The sequence below is a fragment of the Thalassobacillus devorans MSP14 genome, from assembly GCF_000496835.1.
In the GTDB taxonomy this organism is placed as follows: Bacteria; Bacillota; Bacilli; order Bacillales; family Halobacillaceae; genus Thalassobacillus; species Thalassobacillus devorans_B.
Genome location: NZ_KI543236.1, coordinates 1,268,285 through 1,291,960, shown reverse-complemented (window position 1 = coordinate 1,291,960; position 23,676 = coordinate 1,268,285). Strand labels below are relative to the sequence as shown.

Annotated in this window: 25 protein-coding genes and 1 other annotated feature; of the genes, 21 read left to right on the top strand and 4 right to left on the bottom strand. The window is 41.8% G+C overall.

Going from position 1 to position 23,676, the window contains the following annotated elements; genetic code table 11:
• Positions 1-230 precede the first annotated feature (230 nt).
• The 9 genes from P855_RS0107405 (at position 231) to P855_RS0107365 (ending at position 9,591) form a co-directional block, all read left to right on the top strand.
• The gene (locus P855_RS0107405) at positions 231-452 is read left to right on the top strand and encodes a YozE family protein (protein ID WP_028782972.1); all 222 of its coding nucleotides are present in this window, start codon (positions 231-233) and stop codon (positions 450-452) included.
• Between the two features lie 148 nt (positions 453-600).
• A complete protein-coding gene (locus P855_RS0107400; protein WP_028782971.1) occupies positions 601-1,752 on the top strand; it encodes an exonuclease SbcCD subunit D in 1,152 nt (383 codons plus the stop codon).
• Position 1,753: 1 nt separating this feature from the next.
• Positions 1,754-4,870, top strand: a complete 3,117-nt coding sequence (locus P855_RS0107395; RefSeq protein ID WP_028782970.1) for an AAA family ATPase — start codon at positions 1,754-1,756, stop codon at positions 4,868-4,870.
• A gap of 74 nt (positions 4,871-4,944) precedes the next feature.
• Positions 4,945-5,301, top strand: a complete 357-nt coding sequence (locus tag P855_RS0107390) for a DUF5365 family protein (protein WP_028782969.1) — start codon at positions 4,945-4,947, stop codon at positions 5,299-5,301.
• A 62-nt stretch (positions 5,302-5,363) separates the two neighbouring features.
• Positions 5,364-5,612 (top strand): DUF2584 family protein, encoded by a 249-nt coding sequence (locus P855_RS0107385; protein ID WP_028782968.1) that lies wholly within the window; start codon positions 5,364-5,366, stop codon positions 5,610-5,612.
• 381 nt (positions 5,613-5,993) lie between these two features.
• On the top strand, positions 5,994-6,680 hold the full coding sequence (locus P855_RS0107380; protein ID WP_028782967.1) for a uracil-DNA glycosylase: 687 nt from the start codon (positions 5,994-5,996) through the stop codon (positions 6,678-6,680).
• A 68-nt stretch (positions 6,681-6,748) separates the two neighbouring features.
• Complete coding sequence (gene vrrA, locus P855_RS20670; protein ID WP_051353116.1) at positions 6,749-7,279, top strand: VrrA/YqfQ family protein; 531 nt, start codon at positions 6,749-6,751, stop codon at positions 7,277-7,279.
• A gap of 90 nt (positions 7,280-7,369) precedes the next feature.
• On the top strand, positions 7,370-8,332 hold the full coding sequence (msrB, locus tag P855_RS0107370) for a peptide-methionine (R)-S-oxide reductase MsrB (protein ID WP_028782966.1): 963 nt from the start codon (positions 7,370-7,372) through the stop codon (positions 8,330-8,332).
• Between the two features lie 236 nt (positions 8,333-8,568).
• A complete protein-coding gene (locus P855_RS0107365; protein ID WP_028782965.1) occupies positions 8,569-9,591 on the top strand; it encodes a DUF3231 family protein in 1,023 nt (340 codons plus the stop codon).
• Between the two features lie 279 nt (positions 9,592-9,870).
• Here the strand turns inward: P855_RS0107365 and P855_RS20665 are convergent, their stop codons facing one another.
• Positions 9,871-10,578 carry a general stress protein gene (locus tag P855_RS20665; RefSeq protein ID WP_084315672.1) on the bottom strand — a complete coding sequence of 236 codons (708 nt, stop codon included), beginning with the start codon at positions 10,576-10,578 and terminating at the stop codon, positions 9,871-9,873.
• A gap of 302 nt (positions 10,579-10,880) precedes the next feature.
• On the opposite strand from P855_RS20665, the gene P855_RS0107355 reads away from it, so the two are divergent.
• The 5 genes from P855_RS0107355 to P855_RS0107335 all read left to right on the top strand — a co-directional run bounded on the left by P855_RS0107355 (position 10,881) and on the right by P855_RS0107335 (position 14,940).
• Positions 10,881-11,951, top strand: a complete 1,071-nt coding sequence (locus tag P855_RS0107355; RefSeq protein ID WP_028782964.1) for an AI-2E family transporter — start codon at positions 10,881-10,883, stop codon at positions 11,949-11,951.
• A 145-nt stretch (positions 11,952-12,096) separates the two neighbouring features.
• Complete coding sequence (locus tag P855_RS0107350; protein WP_028782963.1) at positions 12,097-13,167, top strand: AbrB family transcriptional regulator; 1,071 nt, start codon at positions 12,097-12,099, stop codon at positions 13,165-13,167.
• 99 nt (positions 13,168-13,266) lie between these two features.
• Positions 13,267-13,875, top strand: a complete 609-nt coding sequence (locus tag P855_RS0107345; protein WP_028782962.1) for an alpha/beta hydrolase — start codon at positions 13,267-13,269, stop codon at positions 13,873-13,875.
• Positions 13,876-13,938: 63 nt separating this feature from the next.
• Positions 13,939-14,676: a DNA/RNA nuclease SfsA gene (gene sfsA, locus P855_RS20660; RefSeq protein WP_051353115.1), complete on the top strand. Its 738-nt coding sequence runs from the start codon at positions 13,939-13,941 to the stop codon at positions 14,674-14,676.
• Between the two features lie 57 nt (positions 14,677-14,733).
• On the top strand, positions 14,734-14,940 hold the full coding sequence (locus P855_RS0107335; protein WP_028782961.1) for a DUF6501 family protein: 207 nt from the start codon (positions 14,734-14,736) through the stop codon (positions 14,938-14,940).
• Between the two features lie 152 nt (positions 14,941-15,092).
• Here the strand turns inward: P855_RS0107335 and P855_RS0107330 are convergent, their stop codons facing one another.
• Positions 15,093-15,401, bottom strand: a complete 309-nt coding sequence (locus P855_RS0107330; RefSeq protein ID WP_152526223.1) for a cbb3-type cytochrome c oxidase subunit I — start codon at positions 15,399-15,401, stop codon at positions 15,093-15,095.
• A gap of 200 nt (positions 15,402-15,601) precedes the next feature.
• Here P855_RS0107330 and P855_RS0107325 point away from each other — a divergent pair, with 200 nt between their 5' ends.
• The 4 genes from P855_RS0107325 to P855_RS0107310 all read left to right on the top strand — a co-directional run bounded on the left by P855_RS0107325 (position 15,602) and on the right by P855_RS0107310 (position 19,100).
• Positions 15,602-17,203, top strand: a complete 1,602-nt coding sequence (locus tag P855_RS0107325; RefSeq protein WP_028782959.1) for an amidohydrolase — start codon at positions 15,602-15,604, stop codon at positions 17,201-17,203.
• A 72-nt stretch (positions 17,204-17,275) separates the two neighbouring features.
• Positions 17,276-17,848, top strand: coding sequence for a histidine phosphatase family protein (locus tag P855_RS0107320; protein ID WP_028782958.1), 573 nt, complete (start codon positions 17,276-17,278; stop codon positions 17,846-17,848).
• A 123-nt stretch (positions 17,849-17,971) separates the two neighbouring features.
• Positions 17,972-18,208, top strand: coding sequence for an indolepyruvate ferredoxin oxidoreductase subunit alpha (locus tag P855_RS0107315; protein ID WP_028782957.1), 237 nt, complete (start codon positions 17,972-17,974; stop codon positions 18,206-18,208).
• 148 nt (positions 18,209-18,356) lie between these two features.
• Positions 18,357-19,100: an SDR family oxidoreductase gene (locus tag P855_RS0107310; protein WP_028782956.1), complete on the top strand. Its 744-nt coding sequence runs from the start codon at positions 18,357-18,359 to the stop codon at positions 19,098-19,100.
• 34 nt (positions 19,101-19,134) lie between these two features.
• Here P855_RS0107310 and P855_RS0107305 read toward each other — a convergent pair whose 3' ends face one another.
• Both P855_RS0107305 and P855_RS0107300 read right to left on the bottom strand, forming a co-directional pair.
• Entirely contained in the window at positions 19,135-19,410 is a 276-nt protein-coding gene (locus tag P855_RS0107305) for an acylphosphatase (RefSeq protein ID WP_028782955.1), read from the bottom strand.
• 71 nt (positions 19,411-19,481) lie between these two features.
• Positions 19,482-19,721 (bottom strand): transcriptional regulator SplA domain-containing protein, encoded by a 240-nt coding sequence (locus P855_RS0107300; protein ID WP_028782954.1) that lies wholly within the window; start codon positions 19,719-19,721, stop codon positions 19,482-19,484.
• A gap of 95 nt (positions 19,722-19,816) precedes the next feature.
• On the opposite strand from P855_RS0107300, the gene P855_RS0107295 reads away from it, so the two are divergent.
• The 3 genes from P855_RS0107295 to argS all read left to right on the top strand — a co-directional run bounded on the left by P855_RS0107295 (position 19,817) and on the right by argS (position 23,673).
• Entirely contained in the window at positions 19,817-20,800 is a 984-nt protein-coding gene (locus P855_RS0107295; protein ID WP_028782953.1) for a P1 family peptidase, read from the top strand.
• Positions 20,800-21,684 (top strand): gamma-glutamylcyclotransferase family protein, encoded by an 885-nt coding sequence (locus tag P855_RS20655; RefSeq protein ID WP_051353114.1) that lies wholly within the window; start codon positions 20,800-20,802, stop codon positions 21,682-21,684. The genes P855_RS0107295 and P855_RS20655 overlap by 1 nt, the downstream gene beginning before the upstream one ends.
• Before the next feature lie 54 nt (positions 21,685-21,738).
• Positions 21,739-21,957, top strand: a binding site (T-box leader).
• A 45-nt stretch (positions 21,958-22,002) separates the two neighbouring features.
• Positions 22,003-23,673: an arginine--tRNA ligase gene (gene argS, locus P855_RS0107285; protein ID WP_037985703.1), complete on the top strand. Its 1,671-nt coding sequence runs from the start codon at positions 22,003-22,005 to the stop codon at positions 23,671-23,673.
• Positions 23,674-23,676: the final 3 nt, after the last annotated feature.

The following is a 23,676-nucleotide window of genomic DNA, read 5'->3' as shown; positions in this document are numbered from 1 at the left end:
GTTATTAGCAAGTGGAAGATGTTGGACTGGTGATGCGAGTATAAAAAAAAGACCTCGACTGCTTTTACAGTCAAGGCCAAGACACAAACAAAGGATCATCACTTGCACACCTATATAATAACAGGTTACTTCAGCCCTGAAAGTGAGGTTTATCACTCATCCATTGATTTTAACGAGAAACCATGATAAAACTTATACAATAGTTTGTAAGAAGTAAGGGGGAGCTTTGGGTGCGTTCATTTTACCATTATATGATGCGATTCAGAGGAAATAAGCAGCAGGATCATGAAAAACAATTGGCCGACTGGATGTTTGAGGATCATAGTTTTCCTAAGCAATCTACATCTTACCATGAGGTTAGTGACTATCTGGAATGGAATGCTCCATTTCCTGAAGCACTTCGTGTTTTTGATCAGTTGTGGGAGACGTATCAAAGAGATGAACAGGAATAAGTGCAATGAAATCGTGCAGCCAGATGGTTGTGCGGTTTTTCATTTATCAAAAGGTAACATTTCCCTGTTGTTCGTAACGGAACCCATGTTCGTGTATAATAGACTTATAATTAGAACTGGTATTTAAGCTTGAAAGTGAGGTTATTCTATGAAACTATTACATACCGCAGACTGGCATCTTGGCAAAATCGTCAACAGTGTACATATGACGGAGGACCAGCGTTATATTTTACAGGAATTTTTGAAGATAGTAGATGACGAGCAGCCGGATGCGATTATAATCGCGGGTGATTTATATGATCGTTCGATACCTCCGAGAGAAGCGGTTGAATTGTTAAATGATGTTTTGACGGAATTGGTCATCGATAAGAAAATTCCGGTATTAGCAATTTCGGGAAATCATGATAGTCCGGACAGACTGGAGTTCGGGAGTCAGTTATTCCGGTCCCAGCAATTATATTTGGATACTAAATTAAAAGGTGAATTTCACCCTGTCACGCTAACAGACGGACATGGCCCTGTCCATTTTCATCTCGTACCTTATTTGGAACCAGCGGAAGTAAGACAGTTTTTTGACGATGATAGCGTGCAATCTCATCATCAGGCCGCAGAACGGATGATTGACCATATAAAATCCAACCATGATATGTCAGAACGCCATGTGTGGATCGGTCATTCCTTTTTAGCTGGAGGGATGGAAACGGAGTCGGAGGAAAGGTTATCGATGGTAGGTGGAAGTCCGTATGTCGATGCGGAACTGTTCGAGGACTTCTCTTACGTGGCATTAGGGCACTTGCACCAGCCACAACGGGTAAGGTCTGAGCATATTCGTTACAGTGGCTCCATCTTAAAGTATTCTTTTTCTGAAGCGAATCACCGAAAGGGTGTCACGGTTGTAGAACTGACCGGTGGAGATACCACAATCAGACAAGTTCCCCTTAAGCCTCGACGTGACCTTGAAGTCGTAGAAGGCTACCTGGATGACTTTTTGAATCTGGAATTACCGGATCATCCAGAAAATTATCTTCATGTAAAATTGCTGGATGACGGTCAGTTAGTGGATCCGATGGGGAAGTTACGCAGGAAGTATCCAAACATTTTGCGACTCGAGCGAAATATGCTCTCGTCGCAAAAGAAGCTGGAGGATCTGACAAAAATCAAAGAACGTCAGGAAATGTCCCATACGGATTTATTTGCTTCCTTTTATGAAGAAATGAAAGGGGATGCTATCCCTGAAAAGCGGAGCAGGCACATTGAACAAGTCATCAATAAATTAATGACTGAAGAGCGGGTGAAATGACATGAAAGCTATTAAGTTAACAGTTACCGCATTCGGACCTTATCGTGGACGACAGCATATCGATTTCAGCAGGCTTGGCGAAGAGTCGATATTTCTAGTGACTGGTCCAACTGGGGCTGGCAAAACGACGATATTTGATGCCATGTGCTTTGCATTGTACGGAAAAGCAAGCGGCAGCGATCGCGACCAGGATACCTTGCGCAGTCACTTTGCTGAGCCGGATGAACAGACAAGTGTTGAATTTGTGTTTGAGTTGAGAGGAAAAACCTACCGTGTTATCCGAACGCCGAAACAGCCGAAGAAAAAAGCGAGAGGCGAGGGATTCACCGAGGATCCTGCGAAAGCAGAATTATACATTCTTGATGGAGATAAAGAAATATTGGTAGCTTCTCGTATAAAAGAAGTGAATGAAACGCTGGAAGAGATGATCAGCCTCGATTATGAGCAATTTCGGAAGATGATTATGATTCCACAAGGAGAATTCCGAAAGCTTATTTCAGAAAACAGTAAAGAACGGGAAGAGATTCTCCAGCGCATTTTCCATACCCATTTTTATGAAAGAGTCACCGAGGAGCTTAAACAGCACTCCAGGCAATTAAAAGAAGAAATCAGCCAGTATCAATGGAAAATCAAACAGGAGACAAATAAAGTAGCCTGGGAGGAAGAAGACGCCGTAGATACGTTGGAAGATCCGAAAGAGATTCTGACATTGCTGGAACAAAAGGAAAAACAGGGCCAAAATTCCCTCCAGTATGTAGAGGAGCAATTGACGAAACAAAACGTCAAGTTAAAAAAGACGCAGGAATCATTTTACCAGGCAAAGCAGTTGCAGGAAGATTTTTCGAGGCTGAAAAAATACCAGGAAGAAAAACAGGCATTAATGCAGCAACAGCCGGAAATGGAAAAAGTGAAAGACAGACTTTCCCAAGCAGAAAATGCGATGGAAGTGGTACCGGTCGAGGAGCAGTGGAAGAGCCGCCGACAGGACTATGAACGCTTGAAAGCTCAGTTAGAACAAAAGCAGACTTATCTTGCTGAAAGTCGCGAACAGTTCACAACGCTTCAAAAAACTTATGAACAAGAATCAGAAAAAGAGCCAGAGCGAGAGCGGTTAAAAGAAGATATCAAACGAAAAAAAGAGGAACTGGAGAAGCTTAACAAACTGAAAGTCCTTCACGAAGAGAAAGAAAAAACCGGAAAGCAGCTGGAAGTAAAAGCTCAAGCTATTTACAAGCTGAAGCAGGCAGTCGAAGCGAACAAACGGGAAAGAACAGAGCTTCAAGGGCTGCTTAAGCAGGAAAGTGAATGGAATAAATCGTATTATCAATGGAAACAGGATTTTCAAGAACAAAAAACCATTCAAAATAGAATCGAAAAACTGGTCAAAGTCAATGATGACATCCTGAACATGCGAGACACGTACCGGAACTTCAAGCGCCAATACGATAAAAAAGTTTCGGAAGCCGAGCATATTAAGAATCAGCTGGATGAAAAACAAAAAGAATTGAATCAGCAGCACGCTTTCCTGTTAGCTCATTCCCTGGAAGCAGGAGAACCCTGCCCGGTGTGCGGTTCTGAACACCACCCTTCACCGGCAGGAGCATCCAGCGAGGGAAATTCATCGTTGGAGGTTGTCGAGCAGTTACAAGAGAAGTATCGTCAGGCTGAGGAAGCTGTCAAGAAAGAGCAAGAGCAATATATACAACTGGAAGCTGAAGGAAAGTCACAAAAACAGCTGCTCGTAACGGTCCACGAAGAAGTGGCTGAGCATGTTCCGGACCTCCAGGCGGAAACGATTAAGAAAGCACAGCAAAACCAGGCCGAAACGATTGATATGTATCAGCAGAAAATAGCGGAAATAGAGGTCAGGCTGAAAGAAATAGCTGCTGCACACGAAAAAGCCAAGCGATTGGATAAGCAGCTGGAAGCCTATCAGAGCGAACTGGAAGCTGAACAGGAACAATATAATCAGCTTGAGAACAGTATGGTAAAAACAGAAACATGGATCGAACAGTTGAGTGAAGGTATGATCACCACCCTGGATAGTTTAGGGCAAATGAAAGAAAGAATTGCACGTATGGAACGTGATTCTCAACAAGCTAAAGAAGATTGGGAAAAGGCTAAAAAACAGTATGAAGAGAAGAAAGAACAGTTGCAAAAACTGGAAGTGGAAGTTTCTGAGCTCACCAATTATACCGAAGAAAGCAGGCAGACGGCCGCCAAATGGCAGGAAGAATTACAGGAACAGCTAAGCAAGCATGAATTTGCCAGCATAGAAGCCTACCAGGCGGTCAAGCTTCCTAAGTCGGAATGGGAAGAATTGAAACATAAACTGGAACAGTACAAGCAGAAACTGGCAACAATTGTAGAGCAGACAGCGGAACTGGAAGCGTATTTGAAAGATAGGGAAGAACCTGAAATAGAATTATTACAGGCAAAGCTCGAGCAGGAAGAGAAAGTGAAGGAAGCGTTAGATTCGCGTAAAAACGAGGCCGGGCTGCAACTTAAAATGATCCAGGACGTCCAAACAGCGGTGGAATCCTTATACAAGGAGCAGGAGCAATTGCTTAACGATTATTATGATATTGGTGAACTTGCCGATTTAGCCAGGGGAGAAAATCATTTGCGTTTATCGTTTGAACGGTACGTTCTTTCTGCGTTCTTAGATGAGATTTTAATGCAGGCAAACATCCGCTTCGATCAAATGACGGATCATCGCTACCAGTTGATCAGAAGTGACCAGGTCGCAAAACGTGGTGCCCAGAGTGGGCTTGATCTGGAGGTGATGGATCATCACACAGGACTGCAGCGCTCTGTCCGTACACTTTCAGGCGGTGAGGGATTCAAAGCTGCACTGAGCCTTGCCTTAGGGATGGCTGATGTCGTACAGGCACATGCAGGAGGAGTCCAGCTGGATACACTATTTATCGATGAAGGCTTCGGCACACTGGATGATTTGTCATTAGAGCAAGCGATCGGGTGCTTAAAAGATTTGCAGGATGGCAACCGTATGCTTGGCATCATTTCCCATGTTCCACAGTTAAAAGAGGAAATTAAAGCGAAGCTTCATATTTCCCCAAGTCCGGAAGGCTCAAATGTAGAGTTTGTATTCCATTAATTACTTTTTAAAATTATGTTTCTCTCATGTTATATTATTAACTGCACATGTTAGAAGCAGAGAGGGCGTTCCATATGAAAGTTATTAATGCACCAACGACAGCTCAGGTAGAAGCTTTACACGGGTTATGGGGACATTTTCAAGAAGAAGTGTTACCATGTTATCTTTCTACCTCTTATTTAAAACAGTTAGGAAACACCGATATTTTTCACTTACCGGATCTGGATGTAAAAGATCAGTCAGACATCATCGAAATGACGATTGCCCTGCAGACGATTATTCATTTGCTGGATGCTTCCTCACACAAGCAAGAAAAAGCTGGATATTTGTTTGAATCTAATAAAAAGATACTCACCAGACACGGGGTTTCGTTTCCTTTCGAAGCACGGTTATTCAACCTTCCTGAAAAAAAATATCGCCGCTACCATTAAGATGCTTGTAATTCTCCTTGTAATTAAATAGGATAAAAGTAAATGAGAGCGGAGGTATAGCCATGTCTACACCCTTTTCAATGGAGTGGAAAATGATTACCGAAGGCCAGGAAAAGCGAATCAATACAGAAGATAACATATTTGAAATCACTTTTGAGGGATATAAAATATTTCCCATTGAGGAAATGATTGAAATCAAGCGTCATCCGGATGCAGATTTGATCGGAAGCGGGAAAGTTGTCGAATTGACTTTCAAAAATCAGCAGACCACTTGCAAATATCAACTAATTTCGCTATATAGCGTCAATTAAAAGATCAACACTTAGGGAAAAACGTCTGTTTTTGCGCTTCCCCGGGAAATACTTTGCTGAATTATTTCCCTCCCTTGGACCAGTAAGTTTCAAAGAATAGCCACATTCCACACGTTATTTTTAGAGATATTCATTTTATACTAAGAGTAAGCTACATGAATATTTTCAATGGGGGGAAGATAACATGCTCAGCAGTGTTTTGTTTGGTTTGATTCTAAGTGGTTTCATCGGTTTGATTATTACGGCAGATTTAGTGTCAGAGTAAAAGTTTTACAGTGAAAACCATTCCAATTCTCCAGGCTGCATATTCCTGGAGAATTTTTTTGTTTACTTGATAGGTTTTGTTATTATTTTAATAGAGTGCCAAGGGAGGGGAAGCATATGAAGATTTTGCATAACGATTGGGCTCCGCTGTTGGAACAGGAGTTTGAAAAACCATACTACCAGAAGCTTCGGGAGTTTCTGAAAAAAGAATACTCCTATCATACCGTTTATCCCGATATGCATGAGATCTATCAAGCCTTACATACTACATCTTATCAAGAAACAAAAGTAGTCATTTTAGGACAAGATCCTTATCATGGTCCGCAACAGGCACATGGCTTCAGTTTTTCAGTAAAGCCGGGAATTGATATACCGCCATCTTTAAAAAACATCTATAAAGAGCTGGAAGCAGACGTAGGGTTCGAAATACCCGATCATGGATTTTTAAAACCGTGGGCCGAGCAAGGGGTGTTATTATTGAATAATGTACTGACTGTCAGGGCCCATCAGGCGCATTCCCACCAGGGGGCAGGCTGGGAAACATTCACCGATGAAGTCATTGAAGCGTTGAATGAAAGAGAAAAGCCGGTAGTATTCATGCTATGGGGAAAACATGCGCAGAAAAAGGCTTCGTTTGTCGATCGCGGCCGTCACTTTGTGATTCAATCCCCACATCCTAGTCCATTATCAGCCTATCGGGGATTTTTTGGCAGTCGTCCATTTTCTAAAGCTAATCGTTTCCTGGAGGAAATAGGGGAGTCGCCAATTGTTTGGCAGTTGCCTCAACAAGTAACAAAGGCTTAAGCCCATGCAAACTTAACCGCTTCACATATACTATCCTATGACGAGAGAATGAGTACGGAGGGATAGATATGTTTCCACCTGCAAGACCTCCGATGGGAGGAAGACCACCAGGGTTTGGAGGGCAATCGCCTTTTCAAATCGGTTCTTATGGCAATCAATTCGGAGTTGGCAATCAGTTCGGGGGAGTTCCGCAAAAGCAAGGGTTTTTATCCAAGCTTTTAGCTAAAAGAGGAGCAGGTGCTGCAGCGCGTGGGGTAGGTGGTGCCGTCCAGGGTGGCGGTACTGATTTTGCATCCATGCTTGGTAACGCCCAACAAGTACTGAAAGTGGCTCAGAGTGCTGCACCGATGATCCAGCAGTATGGACCGATGATGAAAAACATCCCCACATTGATCAATCTATGGAAAATTATGCGGGAGCCTGACGAAGAAACAGAATCACAGGCAGAAAGTAATTCGGGGTCTCCGGAACGAATGGAATCAAGAGTGAGAAGCAATCGGGAAAGTAATAGGAGACGCGATGAGTCTCCCGGTGAGCTGCGTTCTAGTGAATCCCCCCGTTCCAATCAAGGCATATCACAGCCCAAATTATATATTTGAGCTGTGCATGTGACTTGATTTTTTTTCTTAAAACAGAAAGAATGAGGGAAATACGTGTTATGCACACACTTTCTTTTGGGAGGTTTAAATATGTCTGAACAGAACTTGAAAAAAGCGACATTTGCTGGAGGCTGTTTCTGGTGCATGGTCGAGCCGTTTGATGAACGGCCGGGAATAGAGAAGGTGGTTTCCGGATATACCGGTGGCCGTACAGAGAACCCTTCCTATGAAGATGTTTTTAAGAAAGACACGGGGCACGTGGAAGCGGTAGAAATCACTTATAACCCTGAATTTTTTTCTTATGGCCGATTGGTGGAAATATTTTGGCAGCAGATCGACCCTACTGATCCAGGAGGACAATTCAATGATCGCGGAGAACATTACACAACTGCCATATTTTACCATGACGACGAGCAGAAACAAATAGCTGAAAACAGTAAACGAAATCTAGAGGAAAGTGGCAAATTCAAAAATCCGATTGTGACCAAAATACTGCCAGCAAAACCGTTTTATCCTGCTGAAGAAGCACATCAGGACTATTATAAAAAACAGTCTTTTCATTATAACTTGTATAAAAAAGGATCAGGCAGAGCTGATTTCATCAAAGAAAACTGGGGTTATAAAAAGGACAAAGATGAACTGAAGCATCGGCTGACAGAAATGCAGTATTTTGTCACCCAGGAAAATGGGACAGAACCTCCTTTTCGTAATGAATATAACGATAACGAAGAAGAGGGCATTTATGTAGATATCGTATCCGGGGAACCGTTATTTAGTTCTAAGGATAAATACGATGCAGGCTGCGGATGGCCAAGCTTTACCAAACCGATCGAAAAACAGCAAGTTGCCGAAAATACCGATACTTCCCACGGAATGATTCGGACCGAGGTTCGCAGCCAAGAAGGGGATTCCCACCTAGGACATGTTTTCGAGGACGGTCCAAGAGATAAAGGCGGCCTGCGCTACTGCATCAATTCCGCAGCACTCAAATTCGTACCTAAGGATAAGATGGAAGAAGAAGGGTATGGATATCTACGTTATTTGTTTGATTGATGGGCCTCTCGGGATATGAATAGAAGTATTTAAAACAATTCCCACTTGGCAACTGCCGCAAAAATGGAGTATGTATTGGAAAAATATAAAGAAAATAGCTGAACATTTAAAAAAGTGCCTTTCCCTAACCTTTAAGAAATTAAAGCAGTGGGGGTCAGGCACTTTTTTTAAAAGTAATAAATATGTAAGAATGGAGGCAGATTAAAGATAAATGTTTTAAAAAGGATGATTTAGATATGACAACATCAGACCACCTGTCCATTTCAGGTGCGGAACTGGGAACACTTTGGATGGGGTATCAAAACAAGACGATGAACATGAGGTTTTTGGAATATTATATGGAAAAAGCAGAAAATCCTGAAGCTAAAGATATTTTACAATCCTATCATGACAAGGAAGCCAAGCATATAGAAACCATAATAAAAATATTTCAGGACGAAGGGGCTGTTTTGCCTGTAGGATTTACGGAAAAAGATGTTACTCCGGGGGCACCTCGCCTGTTCGATGAAATGTTTGATATCATGCACTTACGTTTGATTACACAAATCAATATGGGTCTTTTCACAATGCATCTATCTATGGCTTACAGGGAAGATATAAGAAAATTGTATCAGCTTTTTTCAGCTGATGCTCAAGAAGCTTTTGACAAAACTACAGGGTTTCTGTTAAAGCATTCGGCTATCCCTCGCCCGCCTTATGTACCGATGCCAAAAGATATTGAATTCGCACGAAATAAACAATATATGTCTGGGTTTAATCTGTTAACAAATAAAAGACCTCTAAATACAATTGAGATTGCCCACCTTTATCAAGCGTTAGAGGCAAATACAATGGGAATAACCCTCATGACGGGTTTTGCCCAAACAGCTCAAAATCATGAAGCTGCGAAAATATTTTTGGATGGAAAGGAACTTGCCAAAAAAATCGTTTCCAAGATAAGTGACGCTATGCGGCAAAGTGATATACACACTCCTTCCATGTGGGCAGGTACAGCAACTGATTCAACTCACGCCCCATTTTCGGACAAAATGATGATGTATCAAACCAGTGTATTCTCAAGTTTCGGTCTTACAAGTAATGCGATTGGTTCAGCTTTTAGTTTACGAAGTGATCTACCTCTGAAACTGGCGAAAATTGCACAAGACACCTTCAGTTTTGCTAAAAATAGTGGACAAGTCATGATTAAAAATGGGTGGATGGAAGAACCTCCCCAAGCACAGGATAGAAAAAAATTAGCAAAAGGACAGCGTAACAAATAAGGAAACATTCCAGATTCTCATTTGATTTGTTACCTGAAATTGATCTTCCTTTGGATTTTCTTATTAACCTCTTTGGAAAATGACAGCTATACAGATTATATTTCTAATATTAAATTGGGAAGCGGTTCTCTCTACACAAAATAAGCCCAGAGTTTTAACCCTGGGCTGTTTGGTGTTCTCTTCTATTACTACTCCCATGTAAATTTCATTGTTCCCCTTTATTGTTAAAAATGCTCGACAATATCTGGTCTACTTGCATTCTAAGCAACTACTAATGTTTTATCGCCTGTTTCGAGTCCTGGTTCCTGTCGTTTGAGTCGAGTTTTCATTAATCCAGCTGGTTTTTCTTTCAGGTGCTGTTTCCCCAGTGTTACTTGTTGCTTTGTCATGGCTGGTATTTTCAGTGAAATTGGTTGTTCCAGTGTGACTCGTATCTCTATTAACGACATCCTGAGGATACATTGATTTATTTTCTGTCTTGTTTGTCAGGAAGGTACGATAGACTTTTTCTTCATTCTTTTCGTCTGTTTCTACCAGTACAATGGTTTTTCCTTCTTTTAAATATTGTTCATACTGTTTTGCTTCTGTTTCCGGCATACCGGCTCCTACCATTGCGCCGACGATACCTCCTCCGCCGGCACCGATGCCAGCCCCGGATAGTGCTGCTGCGATCGGGCCGGCCGCTGCAATTTGACCGATCCCTGGGATAGCCAATAGACCAAGACCTGTTATTAAACCGGCAATGCCCCCGAGGACACCTCCGGAAGCAGCTCCGATCCCTGCGCCTTTACCAGCATTTTTGCCCCTGCCGCCTTTATTTGAGGTAACGGTGGTATCTGTTTCATCCTCCAGCACATTCACCTTATTTTTATCCTGGGCAAAGACAGAAATGTCATTACCGCTGTAACCGTGATTCTGTAAATCCCTGATTGCTCGTTCTGCGTCTCCTACGTGAGTGAATACGCCTCCGATGAGCTTTTTATCCATAATCAGCATCATCCTCCTTTTAATTTGTACACATTACCCCATACCCCCTTAATAGAAAATGTATGCATTCCCTCATAAGCGGAATATGGTCTGGGTGGTGTTTGTTTCTAGCATACTTTGTTAGTTTCTGTTCAGTTTTTTCATAAATGTTCTTTCCCCTGTAAATATGTCTTCCCATAAAAGAAGGGTGGTATGGATAGTATAGGAATATAGTTTTGAATGTTAAATGTTAGAAAGCAACCTTTAAGTGGTATGGGAGATAAGATAAAAAAATATGTCGGTATGACTAAGGAGCGATTCACATGTGGGTTAAGCACCCTTTCTTTAAATATAGCACCGCTATTATATTAATTTTGATCGGTATATTCTTTCTAAAGATCCTCAACTTTTTTGAACCTGTCAAAACAGTTATCGGCAGCATCTTCTACCCGATATTGATAGCTGGCTTCCTTTATTACATTCTGAAACCATTTGTTCATATGGTTGCTAAGATCAAATATATCCCAAAAGCTGTGGCAATTTTAATGGTATATGCGGGGATTGCAGGTATTATTTATGCTGCTTCTTTATTGTTAGCTGAAACGATAAAGAAGCAGGTTTCTAAATTAACAAAGAATTTACCCCAGGATTTGAAAAAAACAGCAGAAAAGACACAACAAACGATAGAGCAAAATGATATGGGTATGATTTCAATCAGCAGCCTCAGGCAAAAAGCGGCCAGTTTTTCAGGAGATATGGTTAAGCAGCTAGGAGATAATATCACTGAAATTCTTGGCACATTGACTGGTGCTGCCACTGTTCTTATCCTGGTTCCATTCGTTTTATTCTATTTTTTAAAAGACGATCATCGCTTTATTCCATTCATGCTGAGATTTCTCCCAGAAAAACATGAAGGAGAAGGGAAAAAGGTATTAAAAAATATCGATGAGACTTTAGCTGCTTATATTATTGGCCAGATTACGGTCGCTGTGGTCGATGGGATACTGATGTATATCGGTTATTTGATCATTGGGCTTGATTATGCGCTGGTGTTAGGTATATTCGTAATACTTACTGCCGTTGTCCCTTTTTTTGGTCCGATGATTGGGGTTCTGCCAGCGATCGTGGTCGCCTTGACACAACAGCCGATGATGGTGGTGTATGTATTGATCATACTGGCTGTGGTTCAACAGTTGGAAGGGAATCTGGTTGCCCCGGTCGTGCTCGGAAACCGATTATCAGTTCATCCCCTGACAATTATTCTGCTTTTATTAGTGGCATTTGCATTGTATGGATTCATTGGAATGCTGATTGCTATTCCGGTATATTCCGTTTTGAAGGTTACCTTAAAGAACTTGTATGATTTCTACCAGCTGCGTACCACAAACATGTAATTTGTTTTTTTATTAGTATCTGTTTAAAAGAAATTTTAAATAATTTGGGGAAAAGGAATCTTTCTACTATAGAAGATTCCTTTCTTGAATGTGTTCAGGGAGGAAATGAATGATATGATAAAGTAATCCGGAAGGGGATTTTATCATGAAAGAATTTCGATTTATAAAAATATCCATATCCTATTTGATTGCAGTCATCGGCGGAATTGCATTCCATCTTTTGCATCTTCCTCTTCCATGGATCCTTGGTCCGGTAACCTTTTTACTTCTCTATAAAATGACCACCCGACAACCAACTGATGCCTCATTAAAATTAAGGAATATCAGTTTTGGTTTTTTAGGAATTCAAATTGGGAGTACATTTACTGCTGACACGTTTATAAATGTAATTCCTTATTTATTTCCCTATACTATTTTTACACTTCTATTGATTGCGGTCAGCCTATTGAATGCTTATTTCCTTTCAAAGATGATCAAAGTAGATGCCAAAACAAGTATGCTGGGCAGTGTGCCAGGCGGTCTGTCTGCTATGCTTGCCTTAAGTGAATCTCTTAAAGGGAACACGGTGCTTGTCACTATCATCCAAACCATTCGTTTAGTCACTGTATTATTTGCCATCCCATTTGCCGCCACTCATTTTTTTGCCAGGGAATCAGGGCAAGGGATGCCTGTTTCTGCTTCAGCTCCACCCGGAGAGTGGTATACCCTTGGTATCTACATTGCTGCGTTCGTACTAGGTTCTTTATTACAAAAGCGAGTGCCCGCATCTTTGGTAATTATTCCTATGCTGATTACAGGAATCAGCAGGGCATTTGGTCTCCCTTTATTGGAATTACCGGCCATGTTATTTATATTAGCTCAATTAAGCCTGGGGGTATACTTAGGTAATTCCGTGTCTATTACAGACCTTGTCAAAGCTGGTCGGTATTGTTTGTATTATTTTGTTCTGGCTTTGTTATTGATAGGGATGTCTTTTGGATTCGGTTTTTTTCTCAGTGTGTGGACAAACATGTCATTGCCGACTGCTATTCTCAGTATATCTCCTGGAGGACTTATCGAAATGGCTTTGACGGCTGATGAAGCGGGAGGAGATCCATCCATCGTAAGTTCTTTGCAGATGATTCGACTGTTGATGATTGTCTTGATTCTTCCTTTTGTATTGCAGTGGGTAATACCAAAACTGGATAAGGAAAATATGGAGGCTGAGGGGTCTTAGTTGACGTTATCTTGAATGTGAGATATCATCACCTTGATACTGAGATAAACGAATATCAGACTACAAATATAGTTTAAAGAGGAGGCAACCCGAATGAAGATGAAACATATATTCCGGGAAGGAAAAACGGAAAATAAAAATGTATTGCTGCTCCTCCACGGTACGGGAGGAAACGAGCAGGATCTTTTGCCGATTGCGAATATGATCGATCCAGATGCCTCGATCCTTTCTGTCCGTGGAAATGTATCGGAAAACGGAATGCCGCGTTTTTTCAAACGTTTGCGTGAAGGCGTATTTGACGAAGAAGATTTGATTTACCGCACGAAGGAATTGGATGAGTTTTTAGATGAAACGGCTGAAGCTTATGGATTTGAGCGGGAGCATGTAATTGCAGTGGGCTATTCTAATGGTGCGAATATTGCTGCCAGCTTACTTTTTCACATGGAGAACGGTTTGAAAGGAGCAATGCTCTTTCACGCGATGGTTCCAAGGAGAAATGTGGAGCTCCCAGATTTGACAGGTAAGCAGTTGTTCATTGGAGCTGGGGAGAATGATCCGATTTGTCCTCCTGAAGAAACGAAGGAACTGAAAGAGCTGTTCGAAAATGCCGGTGCTACGGTGGAAGTCTTTTGGGAGAAATATGGACACCAGCTTACCGAAGCAGAGGTCAAAGAAGCAAAAAAATGGTATGATAAGACTCAGAAATGAAGTTAGGAGACTGTCTCAATCCGATGAGACAGTCTCTTTTTACAGAGAAAGGTGGCTGGTGTCATGCAAACAGCTTTTGTACCATTTGTACAGGATAAATTGTTTGAAGCGGTTTTCCTTGAAAGGCCTAATCGTTTTATTTTGCATTGTCGGTTAAAAGAAAATGAGCATACCATCAGGGTACACCTTCCTGATCCGGGCAGGTTAACTGGCTTATTACGACAGGGAGCAGTCATTATTGTCAGATATCATGAGAATCCGAACAGGAAAACAGCATGGTCGGCGGTAATGATTGAAGATAACAGCACGAATACCATGGTTTCTTTAAATACACAGCTTGCCAATCAATTAGTAGAAAAAGCATTACAGCAGGCAGTGATCCCTTCCTTAAAAAACCATAAGCTACTAAAAAGAGAATATACGATTGGTCGATCCCGGTTCGATTTCCTTCTTGAAGACGGAAACAGAAAATTGATATTGGAGGTTAAAAGTGTCACCATGAGAGAAGATAATTTTGGGAAGTTTCCGGATGCTGTCACCAAACGGGGCAAAAAACATGTGGAGGAACTGACGCAGATACAGCAGGAAGGAGAAGTGGACACCGCTATATTATTTGTCGCGCAGCGTAATGACATAACTGCAATTAAAACAGCGGATGAAATTGATCCGGGCTTCAGTGAAGCTTTGAAACAAGCGGCGGTTCATGGGGTGACAGTCCTTGGAAGCAAATGCTCCGTCGACTGGACAGGCATCACATTTGAAAAAGAAATTCTTTTTCAGGTTGCATTGGATAATAGTTGAGCGTGCCGACCTAAAACGATATCATAGAAAAATAAACTGGAAAAAGGATGGGGTAACATGATCCATAAAAGTTGGGAAACAAGCAAAACGATAAAGCAAATCGAATGTGTTCATAATAATGCTGAAAAGTTTGTGGTAGATAAAGTACTGACTCCTGGTAAAGTCTATGATGTAAAAAATGAAACAGAAGAATTTTATTTCATTCTCGATAATTCCGGAAGAATTGGTGGCTTCTATAAAGAATATTTCAAGGAAATCAGTTAAAAGATACTACATTTTCAGCCATCATTAAAATGAAACTTGCTGATAACATTGGCATAAAAGTACATCACTGCAATTAAGTGATATAGTGGATTCTCTATACTGATTTATAAAATTGAACATCACCTTTCAAAAAGCTAGACAGCAAATGCTGTCTAGCTTTTTGAGTGGACGTTTTTCCAAATATTAATCGTGAATAATACCACACTGATCATCACCAGGCTTGCTCCTACAGCCGTTCCTGCGCCTAACGCTTCGTTGTTGGTTACAAGCATAAGCGCGAGTGATCCCATCATAATCGGCAAGCCAATGTTATGAAGCCAAAAATGCCATTTGCCTAGTCGGGAAGACTCAGCTGAAGGAAATAAATGATATACGATACCTGCTAATGTCAACGCTGTCCACCCCAGCAAATTGATGTGAACATGAACAGGCGCGAGCGCATAATCATGGGAAATCGACATACCATAACCAAGTGCTACCCCGAGCAAAAAATACAATGACGATAGTTTAATTAATATTACCCCATTTACATTCCTCCTTTACACCTATATGTATGAGACTATCGTTTCATTTAGTAGCATTTCTTACTTAAGTTGAAAAGTTTGATAAAGGGGGGGAATGGGTAATTTTAATGGGATAGTAAAAAGGGGAGGATGAGATAATGATCGTTGATAATATTAAAATGTTTCGACCATATCATAACGACGGACAAACCTGTCATATCGAATTGGAGAATGGAATCATTACTTCCATCACACCTGGTCGTTATCAAGGGCACGAAAAGGATGTCCATGATGGTAAGGGGCAGGTACTGGCAGCAGGTTTCAATGACAGTCACATGCATTTGCTGCGTTATGGTCTTCTGAAAAAAGAGCTGGATTTGACTGAAATCACCAGCTGGCAGGAAATGAAAGAAGCTGTGCAGAACCATTATAAAGAGATGGAAGAATATGATTGGGTATTTGGAAAAGGATTTGATGATGGATCTTTTGATGACCTGGATCACCTGTTGACAGCAGATGACCTGGAAGAGATCTTTCCGGGAAAATATATGTATTTTATGCATCAGGATGGTCATGAGTGTGTCATCAGCAGGAAAGCATTGGAGCTATTGAAAAAAGAAGAAGACTTTAAGAAAGAACCCGATATTTTTAAGGAAAGAAATGTACATGGAAACTTAAATGGGCGTTTCAAGGATACGGCTGTACATTACATCAAACGCCATTTTTGGGGGCGTTCTGTGCAGGATGCCAAAATAGCATTGAGAAAAGCTTTCCCGCACATATCGAAACATGGAATTACTTCTCTTCACACTGATGACTTGAATTTCATCGGGTCCTATGAAAAGTTGTGGCAAGCCTATACAGAGCTGGAATCAGAAGGTGAATTACCAATTGATGTCCACTTGCACCACTATATCTTCGATAAAAACGATTTGGATGAATTTGTAAAAGAGAATACCATACGTACCGGAGATGGGACAAAACAGGTGAAAGCAGGGGCGATCAAGATCTTTTTAGATGGTACCCAACGCCTGCATACGTCTGCTATGCGTAATCCATATCCGGATAAACCCGACACAGAGGGAGTATTAATCTACACCCAGGAACAATTGAATGGCATGATCAAGACTGCGGCCGAAAATAATATGCAGGTTGCCATGCATGCCATCGGGGACCGTGCCGTAGAACAAGCAGTCACTGCTTTAGAAATGCCGGAAGCAAAAACGAAAGAGCTTCGTCACCGCATCATTCATGCCCAGTGTAAGGCACCGGATTTGATTGAACGGATGAAAAAGGTAAAGCCTTATATTGAAACCCAGCCTTCTTTTCTAATGGAAGAATGGATGGATAAGGACAAATGGACACCGGAGGATTTACTCCCATACTGTGATGCATTCAATAGCCTGATCAAAAGCCATATCCCAATCACTTTAAGTTCTGATTTACCGATAGGAACCATTAATCCTTTGGTAAGCATCTACGCTGCTGTGACACGTACTGATTTAGATGGCAATCCCGAGGGTGGATGGATGCCTCAGGAAAAACTATCTCTATCCGACAGCTTTCATAGCTTTACGTCTGTGCCGGCAGAACTTGAATATCAGGAACACTTAAAGGGTAAAATTGAACCAGGTTTCCAGGCGGATTTTGTCCTGTTGAATAAGAATCCATGGAATGTGGAAGTAAGCGATTTAAAAGATATCGAAGTCTACGAAACGTGGCACCGTGGAAGATGTGTGTATCAAAAACAAGAAGGATAGTAAGCCGCCTTGTCAATATAGTCTGTATCCTCCATAATAAAGATAACCTGTAACATGAGGAGATGGTCAGAGGTGAAAAAGTTATATCTTATCCGGCATAGCGCCACGGAAGGACAACATCATGATTCACCCTTAACGAAGTCAGGAATCAGGCAATCTCAAGTGCTTGCTAATTTCCTGGAGAGAGCCGATATCCAACGAGTGATCTCCAGTCCATATTTTCGAGCCGTAGAAACCATCAGGCCCTATGCTTTCAATAAAGGACTGACTATTGAAATTGATGACCGTCTCCAGGAACGAATATTGAGTAAAGAACCGTTAGATGACTTCATGGATTATTTAGAAAAAACATTTAAAGATCTTGATTTTAAAATGCCTGGCGGTGAATCTTCGAATGAAGCGAAAACAAGGGTCCGGAAATTACTTCTGGAACTTGAACAAGATGAAGAGCATGATGCCGTAGCTTTAGTCACACATGGGAATCTATTGGCCCTCCTGTTGCAGACATTTGATGCGGAAGTCGGGTTCGAACATTGGAAGGCTATTAGTAATCCCGATGTTTTCCTTGTGCAAAAGATGGGGGGAGACTATACAGTAGAACGGATATGGGAAGATGACATTCTGCACCCTCAACATACAGAATAGTGATTTTTTCTATGAAATAAGCAGGAATTAAATAAGAGGATATCAAATAGATATTATATGGAGTGATGTTCATCACACCTGTAAATCTAATAGAACTTATCAACATAAAAGGAGGAGATTCACTTGGCATTTGTCATTACTTCACCATGTAAGGACGAAAAAGCGGCTGAATGCGTCGATGTATGCCCAGTCGATTGTATAGACGAAGGAGAAGATATGTTTTATATCGACCCGAGTATCTGTATCGATTGTGGAGCTTGCGAGGCAGTCTGCCCGGTTGAAGCAATCTATATGGAGGATGAAGTACCTGAAGAAGAAAAAGAATACATTGAAATCAATCGTAAGTTTTTCGAAAAATAACTGAATGTTAATACAAGGAGAAAAGCTGTGTTGTCAAACACAGCTTTTTTTGGGTTGGGCTGGTAAACACTGTCCGATTCATGAATACCTTCGTCCAGATAAGGGTATGCGTATGTGTAGATGGATTGTAATAAAGGAGGAACTATCAATGACAGGTATAAAAAATAAAACCGCAATAGTTACAGGGGCAAGCAGTGGAATCGGAGAAGCAATCGCTATGCATCTGGCAGAAGCAGGGGCAAATATCGTGCTGGCAGCCAGGAGAAAAGAACGCTTAGAGGAAATTGCGTTAAAGATTCAACAAAAACATTCGGTCCATATCAAAGCAGTGGAAACGGATGTGACAAACCGTGAACAAGTTGAACAACTGGTTGCGGAAGCTAAGGAAGCGTTCGGGAGTGTCGATATATTTGTTAATAACGCAGGGGTTATGCTGCTTTCTTTCTTAAAGAATGATCATGTAGATGAATGGGAAAAAATGGTGGATGTCAATATAAAAGGAGTGCTGTTCGGAGTTCACGCTGCACTCCCGACGATGTTAGAACAGGAAAGTGGGCATATCATAAATGTTTCTTCCGTAGCAGGGCACGAAGTATTTCCTTCCAGCTCTGTCTATAGTGCGACAAAGTATGCGGTCCGGGCATTATCGATGGGGATGGAAAAGGAGTTATCTAAAACCGGAGTCAGGGTGACGAATATTTCACCAGGGGCAGTTTCAACAGAGTTGACCGAGCATATTACGGATGAAGAAGTCATTGAAAATTTCAAGAACAGAAAAATGACACCATTGGAACCAGGGGATATAGCACGAGCTGTTACGTACGCTGTGTCACAGCCTGATTATGTCAACGTCAATGAAGTGATCGTTCGCCCTTCCCAGGGTAAGAAATAAAGGAACAAAACGATAGCCGCTGTGAGGACAGCGGCTATTCTTTTATTTGGAATTTTTTATATCCCTTTTCATTTTTTTCGGTTGTAATGTCAATATGATCTACTCTTGCATAGGGACTTGGTCCCTTTTCGATATCGGCGACGAAAGCATCAAGGTCCTGCTTTTCGCCTTCGGCTTCCATTTCCACGGTTCCATCAGAATTATTTTTCACCCATCCTCTGATGTTATGTTCCGTAGCAACTTGCTGCGCAGAAAATCTGAATCCTACCCCTTGTACTCTCCCATGTACAATGATATGTGCAGATGCCATAATTTACCCCCTAATTCGTACACTTTTTTATTATTTATACCATAACCGTTTCAAAATCTCTAAAAGACTGCTTAGTGAAATAACTCCTCATAATAGTTTCTTGCGTCTTGTTCGGTTTTGAATAATACATGGTTTTCTTCTATCTTACAATAGTTATTCTGTAAGCAGATCGTTTTTATGTGGGGTGTTTCTTCCGTTTGTACGACTTTTGCCTGCTTCACATCCCAGGACATCGGATTATGTATATTGCCTGAGATTACATAAACCTCATCACCGTTCTTTACTTCATATGGGTCGATCAAATGATCCATTTGGTTTCCTCCGCAGCTATCAAAATAGTTTATTTACATAGTTTGTTCCGGTAATCTGAAAATATGCTAAATGACAAAGAGAGGTGGCAGTTCATATGAGGGAAATAGACCTATCATCCATCGATGGTTTTCGGATTGGGCATGCTTCGGATGATAAAGCAGCAACGGGGTGCTCGGTTGTGATTTGCGAACGGGGAGCTGTAGGAGGAGTAGATGTCAGAGGGGGCGCACCGGGTACACGGGAAACAGATCTATTGAGGTCGGAGAACCTGGTGGAGAGTGTCCATGCTGTTTTTTTAGCTGGCGGTAGTGCATTCGGACTGGCGGCCGGGTCAGGAGTGATGGGGTTTCTGGAAGAGAAGGGAATCGGTTTTGATACCGGGGCAGGAAGAGTCCCGGTTGTACCTGGTGCAATTCTTTACGATCTTCAAACAGGTGACAACCGAAGGCGCCCCGATATTCAAATGGGCTATGAGGCTTGCAGGAACGCTTATAAAGCCCATCAAAATAACACAGGCAATTTCGGTGCAGGTACAGGTGCTTCTATCGGTAAGATATTAGGCCCCGGACAGGCGATGAAAGGCGGAATCGGAAGCTATGCGGTACAAGCTTCCGATGTACAAATGGGAGCATTAGTTGCCGTCAACAGCTTTGGAGATATCATGGACCCTGAAACCGGCAAATTGATCGCAGGGGTATATGAAAAAGATAGTTTAGAATTGCTTTCTACTGAAAATATATTAATAAAACAAATAAAAACAGCTGATGCCAATCGCTTTTCTGGGAACACATCGATCGGTATCATCATGACCAACGCAAAGTTAACAAAAGCACAGGCAAATAAGGTTGCTTCTATTGCCCATGATGGATTTGCCCGGACAATGCGTCCTTCCCATACCCTGGTCGATGGAGACAGCTTATTTTTGCTGGCTACCGGAGAGGTTAAAGCGGATGCCAACACCATTGGCATGCTTGCAGCAAAAGTTGTAGAACAGGCAGTACTGCGAGGGGTCAAGGATACAACCACAGCATATAATCTATTAAGCTATAGAGATTTGCAGAAAAGGAGGAAAGCGTAATGCCTCGTTATTTATTCGCTTATGGCACGTTGCGCAAACATCAGCCAAACCATTTTCATCTAAAAGATGCAGAACTGGTGTCAGAACAGGCAAGAACTACTGGTAGACTGTATGAAGGCCCAAGTTATTATCCGGTATTAATGGAAGAAGATACGGCGGTCTATGGGGAGTTATATAAAGTAGATGATGAAACCCTTGCTAAGATAGATGAACTCGAAGGCTTTCAGGAAAGGGGACTGGACAATTTATATGATAGAAAGATGAAAGAAGTAGAGACAGATCAGGGCAGCTATCAGGCTTATGTTTATTATTTATCACCAAATAGAAAGGAGATGGCTGAAACCAGCATCCAATATGGCGATTGGAAAGTGCACGAATTATTGAAAAAAGATGAAGTCACCTACTTCGCCTTTGGCTCATGTATGGATGCCGAGCGCTTCAAATTGGCAGGGGTCGATCATTATTTCCATCAAAAACTAGGGCGCGGAGTGTTGGAAGGCTATCGTCTTCTCTTTTCCCACCATGTCCATGATGGCGGAAGAGCGGATATCATGGAAGCAGATAACCATGTTGAGGGAGTCTTATACAGGACGCCGCTGGATGCCGTCGAGTATTTGTTCAAACGTGAAGGGGTCGAAGCGGGTCACTATCGTCCTACCGTAGTTGATATCAAACAAGAAGATAAGCAGTTGAAGGATGTGTTGACATTTTACGTGCTTGATAAGAAGCCTGATCTTCCTCCGCCTTTTCATTATGCAAAGGAAATTCATCGTGGCGCAGCCTACTGCCTATCTGATGACTATATGAACCACCTGGAGACATTATTTGTAGAGAAGTTCCAGGTTGATGGTTTCAGCGATTACGTAAAAAAGAGTACAAGTTAACAAAAATAAGGTCTTGCATTAATTTTTCATTCAGGTATAATCATTTCTAAATATTTGAAATCGATGACGAAGAGAGTAATCAGTTGTAGACACAAAGCGAACCGGGGGTGGTGGGAGCCTGGTTGAAAGCAGCTGGTGAACCGGACTTCCGAGATATTGGCTTGAATGAAAGTAGAGTTGATCGTATCGCTGCGTTAAAGCGTCAAGATGGAGGGGAATATCGGGCTTTCCCCTTAACAAGAGTGGTACCGCGGGAAGACCCCCGTCTCTATACATTAGAGACGGGGGTCTTTTTATATTTATTTAGGGGGAATTCACATGTATGGAAAAAAGATACTTGTAACAGTGATAGAGGAAGAATTGAAAGGCGTTTTATCTTTTGAGGAAATAGCAGCGCGGATAGAGATACCTAAATTAGACACGCATGGAGATCTGTCTTTTCCTTGTTTTTCGTTAGCGAAAGTGTACCAGTCACCTCCTCAGAAAATAGCACATGAGCTTGCAGAAAAACTTGCTCATCCACTGTTTACCCAAATCGAGTCAGCCGGCGGGTATGTGAATATAAAGCTAAAGAGGGTCCAGGCAAGCAAGGAAATACTGGAAAAGGTGATTGGTGCAGGGCTTGATTATGGAAGCCAGCAAAAGGATGGGCATATTAATATTGATTTTTCCTCTCCTAATATAGCGAAACCTTTTGCGATGGGGCACCTCCGCTCGACGGTCATCGGAAATTCTATCGGACTGCTTGCTGAAAAGCTGGGATATCAAGTGACCCGGATCAATCATATCGGAGACTGGGGAACCCAGTTCGGGAAGCTGCTGTATGCCTACTCGAAATGGGGGGATGAGCAGGCAGTGAAACAGAACCCCATAAAGGAACTGTTTCGTCTTTACGTACAATTTCATGATGAGGCTGCAAAATATCCGCAATTAGAAGAAGAGGGGAGAGCCTGGTTTAAAATATTAGAAACAGGTGATCCAAAAGCGTTAAAATTATGGCAATGGTTCCGGGATGAGTCATTAAAAGACTTCATGACGATTTATAATCGAATACAGGTTGGTTTCGATAGTTATCACGGAGAAGCGTTTTATAATGATAAGATGGCGCGGGTAGTTAACCTGTTGCAGGAGAAGGACTTACTGGAAGAGTCGGAAGGAGCGATGGTTGTCCGACTGGAGGAATATGAGCTACCGCCTTGTTTGATTCAAAAATCAGATGGTACTTCCCTATATGCGACAAGAGATTTAGCGGCTGCCATCTACCGGAAAGAAACTTATGATTTTGATACTTCGCTTTACGTAGTCGGACGGGAACAGACCATTCACTTTGAACAAATCAAAGCCGTTTTGGCAAAAATGGGATACGACTGGGCAGAAGAAATAGTCCATGTCCCTTTCGGAATGATTTTGAAAGATGGCAAGAAAATGTCGACAAGGAAAGGGAAAGTGATCCTGCTTCAAGAGGTATTGGATGAAATAGAGCTGCTTGTTACTGAACAAATGGAAGCGAAAAACCCAGCTTTACAAGATAAGAAAGCGATCATTCAACAAATAGGAGCGGGAGCTGTCATATTTCATGATCTAAAAAATCATCGTCTCCATGATGTGGAATTTTCCCTGAAGCAGATGACCAGTTTTGAAGGAGAAACAGGGCCTTATTTACAATATTCCCATGTAAGGGCTTGTTCAATTCTGGATAAAGTAAAAGAGAACCCCGCATTGTTGGTCCAAGGTCTGGAGGATGGTGATAGCTGGAGAGTTATCAAACAGCTCGATGCATTCCCGTCTGTTGTGGAAAAAGCATATCATGAAAAAGCTCCTTCCATTATGGCGGATTATCTACTGAAGCTGGCAAAAGCATTCAACAGACTTTATGGAAAAGTGAAAGTCATCGATCATAAAGAATACTTACCAGTAGTAATTGGGGTACAGACGGTATTAAAAGAAGGATTGAGATTACTCGGGGTAAAGGCTCCAGCTAAGATGTAGGTA

Excerpts from the sequence above, each read along its gene's own strand:
- P855_RS0107355 (WP_028782964.1), top strand. The coding sequence starts at position 10,881 with ATGTGGGTTAAGCACCCTTTCTTTAAATATAGCACCGCTATTATATTA.
- msrB (WP_028782966.1), top strand. The coding sequence starts at position 7,370 with ATGTCTGAACAGAACTTGAAAAAAGCGACATTTGCTGGAGGCTGTTTC.
- P855_RS0107390 (WP_028782969.1), top strand. The coding sequence starts at position 4,945 with ATGAAAGTTATTAATGCACCAACGACAGCTCAGGTAGAAGCTTTACAC.
- P855_RS0107400 (WP_028782971.1), top strand. The coding sequence starts at position 601 with ATGAAACTATTACATACCGCAGACTGGCATCTTGGCAAAATCGTCAAC.
- P855_RS0107350 (WP_028782963.1), top strand. The coding sequence starts at position 12,097 with ATGAAAGAATTTCGATTTATAAAAATATCCATATCCTATTTGATTGCA.
- P855_RS0107385 (WP_028782968.1), top strand. The coding sequence starts at position 5,364 with ATGTCTACACCCTTTTCAATGGAGTGGAAAATGATTACCGAAGGCCAG.
- P855_RS20665 (WP_084315672.1), bottom strand. The coding sequence starts at position 10,578 with ATGGATAAAAAGCTCATCGGAGGCGTATTCACTCACGTAGGAGACGCA.
- P855_RS0107365 (WP_028782965.1), top strand. The coding sequence starts at position 8,569 with ATGACAACATCAGACCACCTGTCCATTTCAGGTGCGGAACTGGGAACA.
- P855_RS0107380 (WP_028782967.1), top strand. The coding sequence starts at position 5,994 with ATGAAGATTTTGCATAACGATTGGGCTCCGCTGTTGGAACAGGAGTTT.
- argS (WP_037985703.1), top strand. The coding sequence starts at position 22,003 with ATGTATGGAAAAAAGATACTTGTAACAGTGATAGAGGAAGAATTGAAA.
- P855_RS0107310 (WP_028782956.1), top strand. The coding sequence starts at position 18,357 with ATGACAGGTATAAAAAATAAAACCGCAATAGTTACAGGGGCAAGCAGT.
- P855_RS0107335 (WP_028782961.1), top strand. The coding sequence starts at position 14,734 with ATGATCCATAAAAGTTGGGAAACAAGCAAAACGATAAAGCAAATCGAA.
- sfsA (WP_051353115.1), top strand. The coding sequence starts at position 13,939 with ATGCAAACAGCTTTTGTACCATTTGTACAGGATAAATTGTTTGAAGCG.
- P855_RS0107345 (WP_028782962.1), top strand. The coding sequence starts at position 13,267 with ATGAAACATATATTCCGGGAAGGAAAAACGGAAAATAAAAATGTATTG.
- P855_RS0107330 (WP_152526223.1), bottom strand. The coding sequence starts at position 15,401 with ATGTCGATTTCCCATGATTATGCGCTCGCGCCTGTTCATGTTCACATC.
- P855_RS0107395 (WP_028782970.1), top strand. The coding sequence starts at position 1,754 with ATGAAAGCTATTAAGTTAACAGTTACCGCATTCGGACCTTATCGTGGA.
- P855_RS0107305 (WP_028782955.1), bottom strand. The coding sequence starts at position 19,410 with ATGGCATCTGCACATATCATTGTACATGGGAGAGTACAAGGGGTAGGA.
- vrrA (WP_051353116.1), top strand. The coding sequence starts at position 6,749 with ATGTTTCCACCTGCAAGACCTCCGATGGGAGGAAGACCACCAGGGTTT.
- P855_RS0107300 (WP_028782954.1), bottom strand. The coding sequence starts at position 19,721 with ATGGATCATTTGATCGACCCATATGAAGTAAAGAACGGTGATGAGGTT.
- P855_RS0107295 (WP_028782953.1), top strand. The coding sequence starts at position 19,817 with ATGAGGGAAATAGACCTATCATCCATCGATGGTTTTCGGATTGGGCAT.
- P855_RS0107325 (WP_028782959.1), top strand. The coding sequence starts at position 15,602 with ATGATCGTTGATAATATTAAAATGTTTCGACCATATCATAACGACGGA.
- P855_RS20655 (WP_051353114.1), top strand. The coding sequence starts at position 20,800 with ATGCCTCGTTATTTATTCGCTTATGGCACGTTGCGCAAACATCAGCCA.